Source organism: Streptomyces humi, from assembly GCF_001005085.2.
GTDB lineage: Bacteria > Actinomycetota > Actinomycetes > Streptomycetales > Streptomycetaceae > Streptomyces > Streptomyces humi.
This window is the reverse complement of record NZ_LBMU02000021.1, coordinates 229,746-240,393: the sequence shown is the minus strand read 5'-3', so window position 1 is coordinate 240,393 and position 10,648 is coordinate 229,746. Positions and strand designations below refer to the sequence as shown.

The 10,648-nt window shown below is 70.9% G+C and carries 11 protein-coding genes; 9 read left to right on the top strand and 2 right to left on the bottom strand.

The window, feature by feature from the left end; genetic code table 11:
* Nucleotides 1-44: 44 nt before the first annotated feature.
* From AAW13_RS08620 to AAW13_RS08580, 9 genes are all read left to right on the top strand, one after another.
* Nucleotides 45-689, top strand: coding sequence for an HAD family hydrolase (locus AAW13_RS08620; RefSeq protein ID WP_046734177.1), 645 nt, complete (start codon nucleotides 45-47; stop codon nucleotides 687-689).
* Nucleotides 690-782: 93 nt separating this feature from the next.
* Nucleotides 783-1,481, top strand: coding sequence for a VC0807 family protein (locus AAW13_RS08615; protein WP_046734173.1), 699 nt, complete (start codon nucleotides 783-785; stop codon nucleotides 1,479-1,481).
* Nucleotides 1,482-1,562: 81 nt separating this feature from the next.
* Nucleotides 1,563-2,777 carry an MFS transporter gene (locus AAW13_RS08610; protein WP_046734172.1) on the top strand — a complete coding sequence of 405 codons (1,215 nt, stop codon included), beginning with the start codon at nucleotides 1,563-1,565 and terminating at the stop codon, nucleotides 2,775-2,777.
* Nucleotides 2,728-3,900 (top strand): acetoin utilization protein AcuC, encoded by a 1,173-nt coding sequence (locus AAW13_RS08605; RefSeq protein WP_046734171.1) that lies wholly within the window; start codon nucleotides 2,728-2,730, stop codon nucleotides 3,898-3,900. Before AAW13_RS08610 ends, AAW13_RS08605 begins: the two co-directional genes overlap by 50 nt.
* A 475-nt stretch (nucleotides 3,901-4,375) precedes the next feature.
* A complete protein-coding gene (locus AAW13_RS08600; RefSeq protein WP_046734170.1) occupies nucleotides 4,376-5,191 on the top strand; it encodes a phosphatase in 816 nt (271 codons plus the stop codon).
* A 132-nt stretch (nucleotides 5,192-5,323) separates the two neighbouring features.
* Nucleotides 5,324-5,533 carry a helix-turn-helix domain-containing protein gene (locus tag AAW13_RS08595; protein WP_046734176.1) on the top strand — a complete coding sequence of 70 codons (210 nt, stop codon included), beginning with the start codon at nucleotides 5,324-5,326 and terminating at the stop codon, nucleotides 5,531-5,533.
* A 131-nt stretch (nucleotides 5,534-5,664) separates the two neighbouring features.
* A complete protein-coding gene (locus tag AAW13_RS08590; RefSeq protein WP_003948845.1) occupies nucleotides 5,665-5,763 on the top strand; it encodes a 30S ribosomal protein bS22 in 99 nt (32 codons plus the stop codon).
* A gap of 171 nt (nucleotides 5,764-5,934) precedes the next feature.
* Complete coding sequence (locus AAW13_RS08585; RefSeq protein WP_046734169.1) at nucleotides 5,935-7,044, top strand: NAD-dependent epimerase/dehydratase family protein; 1,110 nt, start codon at nucleotides 5,935-5,937, stop codon at nucleotides 7,042-7,044.
* A gap of 14 nt (nucleotides 7,045-7,058) precedes the next feature.
* Nucleotides 7,059-8,213 carry a lysophospholipid acyltransferase family protein gene (locus AAW13_RS08580; protein ID WP_046734168.1) on the top strand — a complete coding sequence of 385 codons (1,155 nt, stop codon included), beginning with the start codon at nucleotides 7,059-7,061 and terminating at the stop codon, nucleotides 8,211-8,213.
* A 95-nt stretch (nucleotides 8,214-8,308) separates the two neighbouring features.
* On the opposite strand, the gene AAW13_RS08575 is transcribed toward AAW13_RS08580, so the two are convergent.
* The gene (locus tag AAW13_RS08575; protein WP_046734167.1) at nucleotides 8,309-9,553 is read right to left on the bottom strand and encodes a DUF5667 domain-containing protein; all 1,245 of its coding nucleotides are present in this window, start codon (nucleotides 9,551-9,553) and stop codon (nucleotides 8,309-8,311) included.
* Between the two features lie 234 nt (nucleotides 9,554-9,787).
* A complete protein-coding gene (locus AAW13_RS08570; protein WP_046734166.1) occupies nucleotides 9,788-10,570 on the bottom strand; it encodes an ECF subfamily RNA polymerase sigma factor, BldN family in 783 nt (260 codons plus the stop codon).
* Nucleotides 10,571-10,648 lie beyond the last annotated feature (78 nt).

Sequence of the window (10,648 nt, the reverse complement as noted above, 5' to 3'; positions counted from 1 at the left end):
CCACGCCATATGGCGTGGGCCTTTTCGCGTTTATGCTCGACCCCATGCGCTACGACCTGGTCATCTTCGACAATGACGGCGTTCTCGTGGACAGCGAGCCCATCTCCAACCGGCTGTTGGCCGCCTATCTCACCGAGTTGGGCCACCCCACCTCCTACGAGGACTCCATACGGGACTACATGGGATCCGCGATGCACCGGGTTCATGAGCTGGTGGAGGAGCGCACGGGACAGCGGCTGCCGGACCACTTCGACGACGTCTTCCACGCACGGGTGTTCGCGGCCTTCGAACGGGAGTTGAAGCCCATCACCGGGGTCGCGGAGGTACTGGAGAGGCTGACGGCGAACGGGGTGCCGTACTGCGTTGCCTCCTCCGGCAGTCATGAGCGGATCCGGGTGGGGCATCGCACGACCGGGCTCGACCGCTGGTTCGACGAGACGCGGGTGTTCAGTTCGGAGGACGTGGGGCGGGGGAAGCCGGCGCCGGATCTCTTCCTGTACGCGGCCGAGCGGATGGGGGTCGCGCCCGAGCGCTGTGCCGTCGTGGAGGACAGCCCACTGGGAGTACAGGCCGCCGTCGCGGCCGGGATGGACGTGTACGGGTTCACCGCCATGACGCCGGCCGACCGGCTGCGAGGGGCCACCCGACTCTTCTCCGAACCGGGGGACTTGACCGACCTGCTGGAATGACCGAGTGCACCGGGGCGGCGCTGACAATTGTCATGCCGAGCTCCGGACGATCGTTTCTACTGGGGAACCCCGCCCGGACGCGAAGCTGAGGGCATGACGAAGACGACGAACACCGGGTCCCAGAGCAAGCAGCAGCCCGGCGCGCTGGCGAACCTCCGGCCGCTGGTCGTGGATGTGGCGGTACCCCTCGGGTCGTACTACTTCCTCAAGGAGGCCTTCGGGACGAGCACCTTCGCGGCGCTCGCCTGGAGCAGCGTGGTGCCGGCCGCGCGGACGGTGTGGAGCGTGGTCCGGGAGCGTCAGGTCAACGCGTTCGCGGGGCTCGTCCTGCTGGTGAACGTGGTGTCGTTGGGGCTCAGCCTCGTCTCCGGTGACCCCCGGCTGATGCTCGCCAAGGACAGCGGGGTCAGCAGTGTCATCGGGATCGCGATCCTGGTGTCGGCGGTGCTGGGCCGGCCGATGATGACCGAGGGACTCAAGCCGTTCATCCTGAAGGGCGACCCGGCCAGGGCGGCGGCCTTCGAACGGCTGCGGTCCGGGTCCGCCGCGTTCCGGCGGGCGGAGCGGATGTACTCGCTCGTGTGGGGCGGGATCCTGCTCGCCGAGTGCGTGGTGCGGGTCGTGGGCGCGTACACGCTGCCCGTGGACACCATGGTCTGGCTCGGCTCGGTCGTCCTGGTGAGCGCGATCGGGATCGGGATCGTCGTCAGCGGCGGGCTCGCCGCGGAGCCGATGGCCCGGATGATCACCGCTGAGAACAGGGTGCGGCCCGAGGTGGCTGTCGCCGCCTGACACCACGTGAGGTAAAGCTGAAGGAAATTCATCTTTGGCTGGATCTACCCACGAGTACGCCGGGGCCCTACGCTCGCCGCCATGACAGATGTGCTGCGGCGCGGTAGGGCCTCGTTGGCGTTCAGCTTCTTCACGCAGGGCGCCACCTTCGCGCTGCTGGTGACGCGCATCCCCGCGATCCAGGACCGGTACGGCGTCTCCGACGCGCTGCTGCCGGTCTTCCTCGCCGCGGTGCCCATCCTGGCCGGCGTCGGCAGTGTCACCACCGAGCAACTGGTGAAGCGGGTACGGCCCAGCAGGCTGCTGCGCTGGTCCCAGCCCGTGGTGATGCTGGCGCTGCTCGGGGTCGGGGCCGGCGGGCACCTGGCCGAGCTGGCCGTGGCGCTCGGCGTGTTCGGCCTGGCCGTCGGGGCGCTGGACGCCTCGATGAACATGCTGGGAGTGAGCCTTCAGCGGACGTACGGGCGGAGCATCATGCTCAGCTTCCATGCCGCGTACAGCCTCGGCGGGATACTCGGGGCCTCGCTGGCGTGGGTGGGCGCGCACTGGCACCTCGCGCTGTGGGTGTCGTACCTGCCGGTGGTCGCGGTGCTGTTGCCGGCCGCGCTGGTGGGGAGCCGCTGGTACGTGGACGGCGGTCCGGCGCCGGTCGAGGAGGGGGCGCCCGCGGGTGGGGGCGGTGTCGTCTTCAAGCTGCTGCTGCCGCTGTGCCTGGTGATGACCTTCGCCTACATCGGGGACTCGACGGTCTCCAACTGGAGTGCGAAGTACCTGAAGGACGTGCTGGGCAGCAGTGAGCAGCTCGCGACCGTGCCGTACAACGTGTACATGGTGACCACGCTGGTCGGGCGGGCCATCGGGGACTTCGGGGTGCGCCGGTTCGGGGCGGTGACCGTCGTACGGCTGGGGGCGCTGGTGGCGGCGGTCGGGTTCGCCGTGGTGGCGGCGGCGCCCGGGGCGTGGGTCGGGATGGGCGGGTTCACTCTGCTGGGGCTCGGGTTGTGCGTGCTGGTGCCGCAGACCTTCGCGGCGGCGGGGCGGCTGTTCCCGGGGGCTTCGGACGCGGCCATCGCCCGGCTGAACATCTTCAACTATGTCGGTTTCCTGATCGGTTCGCCGTTGGTGGGGGCGCTGGGCGACGCCTGGAGCTATCGCGGGGCGATGCTGGTGCCGATGGTATTGGTGCTGGTGACCTTGGGGTACGCCCGTTCGTTCGCGACCGGCTCGGACCGATACGGTGGCGGGCATGAGCGGCCGCGCACAGCTGATGTGGGACGAGGCAGTAACGGGCTATGACTTCGGTCCGGGCCATCCGATGGACCCGGTCCGGCTGGCGTTGACCCGGAGTCTGGTGAACGCCTTCGGGCTCGACCGGGCGGTGGACGTGGTGGCGGCCAAGCCGGCCGGCGAGTCGACGTTGCGGCTGGTGCACCGGGAGGACTACGTCGAGGCAGTGAAGGCGGCTTCGGCGGAGCCCGCGGCGGCCGACCAGTCGTACGGCCTCGGGACGGTGGACGATCCGGCCTTCGCCGGGATGCACGAGGTGGCCGCGCTGATCGCGGGGCAGACGGTGGCGGCCGCGGAGGCGGTGTGGCGCGGGGACGCCGATCACGCGGTGAACTTCGCGGGCGGTCTGCATCACGCGATGCCGGGGGCCGCGTCCGGGTTCTGCGTCTACAACGATCCCGCGCTGGCGATCGCGCGGCTGCTGGAGCTCGGTGCCGAGCGGATCGCCTACGTGGATGTCGACGTGCATCACGGGGACGGCGTGCAGGCCGCGTTCTGGGAGGATCCGCGGGTCCTGACGATCTCGCTGCACGAGCACCCCCGGACGCTGTTCCCGCAGACGGGGTGGCCCGAGGAGACCGGGGCCGGCGCGGGGGAGGGGGCCGCCGTGAACGTGGCGTTGCCCGCGGGGACCGGGGACGCGGGGTGGGTGCGGGCGTTCCACGCCGTCGTGCCGGAACTGCTCGCCGACTTCCGGCCGCAGGTGCTGGTGACGCAGCACGGCGCGGACACGCACTTCGAGGATCCGCTGGCGCATCTGGCCGTCTCGCTGGACGCGCAGCGGGCCGTGCAGGTGGCGTGTCATGAGCTGGCGCACGAGTACGCCGGTGGGAAGTGGGTCGCGCTGGGGGGCGGGGGGTACGAGGTGGTGGACGTCGTTCCCCGGTCCTGGACGCATCTGGTGGCGATCGCGGCCGGGCGGGAGATCGAGCCGGAGACGCTGGTACCGGAGGGGTGGCGGCAGGAAGTGTTCGCCCGGACCAGGCAGTTGGGGCCGGGGCGGATGACGGACGGGCGCTGGCCGGTGGGGTGGGCGTCGTGGGACGCCGGGTACGATCCCGCGGACCGGCTGGACCAGGCGGTGCTGGCCACCCGACGGTCCGTGTTCCCGCTGCGCGGGCTGCTGGCCTAGGGGTTTTCCGCCCCCGCCGCCCCTACCCGTCCCGTCCTCCAGGGGGCGAGCCCCCTTCGACCCCTCGGGCAGGCGGGTCCGGCCGGTCCTGGGGGCTGCCGCCCCCAGCCCCCCGCTTCGGCCTGGACGGCCTCGTCCTCAAACGCCGGACGGGCTGGAGAGCGGGTGCCCGTCAGGCGGGCCGGGCAGCGAGCGGCCGTCGGACGGGCTGGAGAACGCGCGCCTGCCGAGCGGGCCGGCCGGCGAGCGGCCGTGGGACGGGCCGGCGAGCGGGTGTCGGACGGGCTGGAGAACGCGCTCCCGCCGAGCGGGCCGGCCGGCGAGCGGCCGTCGGACGGGCTGAAGAGCGGGTGTCCGTCGGGCGGGCCGGGCAGCGAGCGGGTGTCCGTCGGGGGGGTTGGGCAGGTTGGGCCAACCGTGGGGTGTTGGGGCGTTTTCCGGTTCTTTCGGGGGTGGGTCCGGCACCATCGCAGCCGTGTTGAGCGTTGGTGAGCTTCGTGCGTATCTGGTGGCCGTCCGGCTTGCCGGGGCGGTGGCCACTCCCCGGGAGCGGAGTCGGCGGAACTACCGGTTGTTCGCGGCTCGGGACCCCCGGGTGCTGATCGGGATCGATCCGCAAGGACGCTGGGGCGAGGCGGAGTTGGTTCGGTTGATGGCGGCCAAGTGTGGGGTTTCGGACGATCCCCGGTGTGTTTCAGGGCATGATGTGATCGATCCGGCACGTACGGTGGCCGCTCTGGACGCCTTCGCCGAGCGGGTGCGGGAGGTCGCCCGGCGGCGTGGGCCCGTGCTGTTCGGGACCGGGCATCCGCACCGGCTGATCGGCTTCTACGCCGGTCTCGCGGACGCGCTGTCGGCGGCGGGCTGTGAGGTTCTCACCCCGGCGCAGGGTCGCTGTGTCGACATAACGACCCGGTTCGGTCTACGTACCGGCGACCTCGATTACGTACAAGGTGTCGGGTTGGTGCGGGAGTCGGGAGGCGAACGCCCCGGTTGTGCGCCGGGGACGCACACGCATTCGCCGCTGCCGGTTCGGCTGGCCCTGGAGGCCGCGGCGAGGGGTGACGGGCCGTTGCCCGAGCTGGTGGTCGGCGACCACGGATGGGTCTGCGGTGCAGGTCAGCTCGGGTTTGAGGCCATTGGTCTGGCGGATACGGATGACCCCGCGGTCTTTGTGGGAGAGGCCGAGGGGGCCGTGTCGGTGGCCGTTCCGGTTGATGACGGCGTGCGGTCTGAGTACTACATGCCTCTCACCCGCTACGTACTCAATCGAGCGTGTCTGTCACAGTAGGCCGCCGATGGGTGCACCTCTTCCCCACTCGCATCACCCGCCCCTACATTGGGGAGTGAGCACGCAACGACGAAGAGTCACCGGAAGGGGAAGCCGGTGGCCCGTCGAGTGCGGAAGGTTCGGGTGTGTGACATGGGTGCAGACCAGAGGCCTCTGAACGAGGTTGTGTTCCTTACCGTGGCGGAGGTCGCCGCGGTGATGCGAGTGTCGAAGATGACCGTGTACCGGCTGGTGCACAGCGGTCATCTGCCCGCGATCCGGGTGGGGCGGTCCTTCCGCGTCCCCGAGCAAGCGGTACACGAGTACCTTCGCGAGAGCTACGTGGGGGTCGAGACCGCCTGACGGCGTGTTCCGGGGCACCCCGGAACACCTCGATTACGACCTCAGCGCTCGGGCGGGTAGGCTAGCCCCTCGTAGGTCGTATGGGCCCATGGCGCCCAGCACCGAGTGATGAGAAGTGAGCGAGGGTAGTCGTGGGCTCTGTTATCAAGAAGCGGCGCAAGCGGATGGCCAAGAAGAAGCACCGCAAGCTGCTCAAGCGCACGCGCGTTCAGCGCCGTAACAAGAAGTAAGTACGGCGCCGAGCCGCGAGAGCTTGTGTGTGGCCCCCCACCAGTACGGTGGGGGGCCACACGCATTTTCCGGCCGTTGCGGCGCGTCGTGGCCTGTCGGGGGTCATGCCGGCGCAACACCGACCCGCTAAGTTGGCCCGCGTACGGGAACACGGAAGAAAGGCGCTGATCTTGGGGAAGGTCGTGCTCGTGACCGGAGTGGCCCGTCAACTGGGGGGCCGGTTCGTACGACGCATTCAGCGTGACCCCGAAGTGGACCGCGTCGTCGCCGTGGACGCGGTGCCGCCCGAGCACCATCTGGGCGGGGCGGACTTCATCCAGACCGACATCCGGCAGCCGTCCATCGCCCGGGTGCTCGCCGAGAGCGGGGCGGACACCGTCGTCCACATGGACGTGACCGGGACGCCGCTGGGGAGCGGCAGCCGGGCCAGCGTCAAAGAGACCAACGTCATCGGGACCATGCAGCTGCTCGGCGCCTGTCAGAAGTCGCCGAACGTCAAGCGGCTGGTGATCAAGTCCAGTACGAACGTGTACGGCTCCGCGCCGAAGGACCCGGCCGTCTTCACGGAGACGACCCCGCCGAAGTCGCTGCCCAGCGGCGGGTTCGCGAAGGACACGGTGGAGGTCGAGGGGTATGTGCGCGGGTTCGCCAGGCGGCGGCCCGACGTGGCCGTGTGCGTGCTGCGGTTCGCCAACATCCTCGGCCCGACCGCCGACACCCCCCTCGTCTCCTACTTCTCGCTGCCCGTGCTGCCGACCGTGCTCGGCTACGACCCCCGGCTTCAGTTCGTGCACGAGGACGACGTCATCGACGTCCTGCGGATCGCCGCGCACGAGCCGGCCCGGGGCACGCTCAACAGCGGCACGTTCAACATCGCCGGCGACGGCGTGCTGCTGCTCTCGCAGTGCTCGCGGCGGCTGGGGCGGCCCACCGTGCCGTTGCTGCTGCCGGCGGTCACCTGGGCCGGCTCGCTGGTGCGGACGCTCGGCATGAGCGACTTCTCGCCCGAGCAGATCCGGCTGCTGACGCACGGCCGGGTGGTGGACACCGTCCAGATGCGCGAGACGCTCGGGTTCCGGCCCAAGTACACGACGGCGCAGACCTTCGCGGACTTCGTGCGGGCCCAGGCCCCCGGGCTGCTGCCGCCCGGGGCGGTGGCCGCGGCCGTCGACCGGATCGCCGCGTTGCCCGCGCTGCACGGCGGGCACACGGTGCCGAAGGACCCGACGAGGACCGCGACGAAGTCTTCGCCGAAGACCCCGTCCCAGAGCGCCAACTGAGGAGCGCAGCAACGATGGCGGACGCCAAGGTCATTCCGTTCGACGACGACCGGTCCCGCGGGGCCGCCGCGCAGCGGCCTGCCCGGCGCCGGAGTGCGGGGAGCCGCCGTAAGGGCGGCGGCGAGCAGGCGGCGGTGCGGGAGCAGGCGGGGGCGCGGGAGCAGGCGGGGGCGCGGGAGCCCGGGGCGGTGCGTGAGTCCGGGGCGGTGCGGGAGTCCGGGGCGGTGCGGGAGGTCCAGCCTCTCGCCGGGCGGATCCCCGCGCAGGAGGATGTGCATGTGACCCGGGAGAACACTGAGACGGGTGCGGAGCGGCAGCCGCACGACGAGGCCGGCCTGGAGCGGCGCGTCGCGCGCGGACTGGCGTTCCTGCGGCGGCGGCTGACCGGGGACTACGAGGTCGACGACTTCGGCTACGACGAGGAACTGACCGACCAGGTCCTGATGTCCCTGCTGCGGCCGGTGTACGAGAAGTACTTCCGCGTCGAGGTGAAGGGCATCGAGAACATCCCGGCCGAGGGCGGTGCGCTGATCGTCGCCAACCACTCCGGGACGCTGCCGCTCGACGGCCTGATGATGCAGGTCGCCGTGCACGATCACCATCCGGAGAATCGTCACCTCAGGCTGCTCGCGGCGGACCTGGTGTTCGTGCTGCCGGTGGTGAACGAACTGGCCCGCAAGCTCGGGCACACGCTGGCGTGCGCGGAGGACGCCGGGCGGCTGCTGGAGCAGGGGGAACTGGTCGGGGTGATGCCGGAGGGGTTCAAGGGCATCGGGAAGCCGTTCGGCGAGCGGTACAAGCTCCAGCGGTTCGGGCGGGGCGGGTTCGTGTCGACCGCGTTGCGGCAGGGGGCGCCGATCATCCCCTGCTCGATCGTGGGGGCCGAGGAGATCTACCCGATGATCGGCAACGCGAAGACGCTGGCGCGGGTGCTGGGGATCCCGTATTTCCCGTTGACGCCGACGTTTCCCTGGCTGGGGCCGTTGGGGGCGGTGCCGTTGCCGACGAAGTGGACGATCCAGTTCGGGGAGCCGATCGTCACGGACGGGTATCCGCCGGAGGCGGCGGAGGATCCGATGCTGATGTTCAACCTCACCGATCAGGTGCGGGAGCAGATTCAGCACACGCTGTACAAGCTGCTCGTACAGCGGAGGTCGGTGTTCTTCTGAGGGGTGCGACTTGTCTGCGGGCCGGTGGGGGCTGGTCGCGCAGTTACCCGTGCCCCCGGGGCGGCGGCTTCGCCGCCCCGGGGGCACGGGGATTCCTAGTTGCTGCTGTCCTCGCCGTCGATGCCCAGGCCCGGTAGCAGGCCGGGCAGGAGCGGGGGCAGGGTCACGTTCGGTTCGCTGGACGTGGTCTTCGACGGGGCCGGAGTGCTCGTGCCCGTCTTCGGGGGGTCCAGGAGGCCGCCCGTGGTGCCGCCGATCAGGCTGTCGTCCGCGCTGCCGGTCGCCGAACCGCTGGGTGTCCCGGTGCTGGACTCGTGGCCCGTGGACGAGCTGCCGGAGGACGTCGGAGCCGTCGACCGGTGGCGGCCCGAGGTGCCGGTGGACGCCGTACCGGAGTCCTGCTTGCCGGTGCCGCCGCCGGTGTTCTGGGGCGGCTGGGGAAGCAGGGACTGTAGCGGGCCGACCTCTTCGTCTATGGCCGCGAAGCCCGCCGACACCTGCTGGCTGACGTCCCCGAGCTGGACGGGGAGCCGGTCGCGCAGGGCGCCCCAGGCCTCGCGGTGGGACTGGGCGAAGGCCGACAGGGCCTGGATGGGTCCCAGCGAGTTCGGGTCGCGCTCGTAGGCCTCGTGGAGCAGCCGGTGGCCCTCGGTGACGTCGTGCTGCATGCCGGACAGCGTGCGGCGGATCTCACCGATCGACTCGTGGTCGAGATGGCCGCCGCGGTCCCGCTCCATCAGCCGGCGGGCCTCCATCAGCCGGGTCGAGGCCTGGTCGAGGTAGGTCTGGCCGCGCTGGTCGTCACCGTTGGACAGGTAGTTGAGCTGGAAGTCCTCGATGCCGCGCTTGAGGCCGTACAGCGAGTCGCCGGGCAGCGCGTCGGAGCTGGCGGCGGCGACCCCGCCGAAGGCTCCGGCGGCCACGCCGACGCTCAGGCCGCCCGCGGCGAGCCCCTTCGTGAGCCGGGAACGCGGTCGCAGTTTGCCCAGGGGACTGGCCCGGTGCGCGCCCTTGGACCGGCCGGCACGCTGCTCGGGCAGTGCCGTGTCCGCCGCCCCGCCCAGGGTGCCCTCCGCCAGCATGGCCTCCATCGCGGCCACCAGCTGAGCCCGCTGCACGACCTTGACCTCGGGGTCGAGCTCCGGTTTCGGCAGTGCGGCGAGATCCGTCGCCAGGGCCAACAGCTCGCCCCGCTCGGTCCGTTCGGCCCGGTCCGCTGTGACCGGTGGATCGCCCACCGGTCCCTCGGACGGCTCGGCCGCCGGATCCCGGCCGGGCTGCTCCTCCAGGGCCTGGGCGAAGGCGTTCGCCCGCCGGTGTGCCGATACGTTCGCGATCACTGGCGGCACCTCCTCTCGTCATGACGGTCGACTCCCCAGGGGGTCCTGAGGGTTGCACGCCCTCGACCGGACCACACGATCGTGTGATCAGGGTCTTGCTGGACGTGACCACAGGGAGCCTGTATCCCGCACAACGAGCGGCTCGGCACTTGGGTTACGGACGAACGGAGATCGGCTGAGAATGGCAACGGGCCTTCACGGAACGTGAGTTGAGTGTCGCCCGGAGTGCCCGCCTCAGCGGGCGTCCTCCGGGAGGAGCCGGGCGAGGGTGCGCACGGCCCGGTACTGGAGGGTCTTGATGGCGCCCTCGTTCTTGCCCATCACCCGGGCGGTCTCGGCCACCGAGAGGCCCTGGAGGAAGCGGAGCGTCACGCACTCCTGCTGCTGGGGGTTGAGGCGTCGTACGGCCTCGAGCAGGGCCGCGTTGGAGAGGGACTCCAGGACGGAGTCCTCGGGGGAGCGCTCCACCTCGTTGGCGTCGAGCATCTCGCCGGTGGTGACCTCCAGGCGGAAGCGGCTCGACTTGAAGTGGTCGGCGACCAGGTTGCGGGCGATGGTGACCAGCCAGGCGCCGAAGTCGCGGCCCTGCCAGGTGAAGGTGCCGATCCTGCGGAGCGCGCGCAGGAACGTCTCACTGGTGAGGTCCTCGGCGGTCGCCTTGCCGCCGACGCGGTAGTAGATGTAGCGGTACACGGTGTCGCTGTACTGGTCGTAGAGGCGGCCGAAGGCGTCGGACTCGCCGGCCTGCGCGCGCTCCACGAGATCCATCATCCGGGCGCTGTCGCTGTCCGCGGCCGGACGGCGGGCGGTGGTGGCGGTGCCGGTCGAACGGCCGCGTCTGCCCACCGCGGCGCCGCCGTCGGCCAGTGCGTAGCACGGGCCCACGGGGGCGGCGGTGGCGAAGGCGGGGACGGCGTACGCGGTGGGGACGAGGCCGCGCAGCGTCTCTTTGACCGTTGCGACTGTTGCGCGCAGCGTAGCCAGGCCCGAGGCGTCAACCCCGACGTGTGGGTACACGGGACTCCCAGAGGCAGAGCTTTCATCACGTGCAGTGCGGAACCGTTCACCCGTCGTAGCGACGGAGGGGTACCGGTT

Coding starts and splice junctions, on each gene's coding strand:
- AAW13_RS08580 (WP_046734168.1), top strand. CDS start 7,059: ATGGCGGACGCCAAGGTCATTCCGTTCGACGACGACCGGTCCCGCGGG.
- AAW13_RS08620 (WP_046734177.1), top strand. CDS start 45: ATGCGCTACGACCTGGTCATCTTCGACAATGACGGCGTTCTCGTGGAC.
- AAW13_RS08605 (WP_046734171.1), top strand. CDS start 2,728: ATGAGCGGCCGCGCACAGCTGATGTGGGACGAGGCAGTAACGGGCTAT.
- AAW13_RS08610 (WP_046734172.1), top strand. CDS start 1,563: ATGACAGATGTGCTGCGGCGCGGTAGGGCCTCGTTGGCGTTCAGCTTC.
- AAW13_RS08595 (WP_046734176.1), top strand. CDS start 5,324: ATGGGTGCAGACCAGAGGCCTCTGAACGAGGTTGTGTTCCTTACCGTG.
- AAW13_RS08615 (WP_046734173.1), top strand. CDS start 783: ATGACGAAGACGACGAACACCGGGTCCCAGAGCAAGCAGCAGCCCGGC.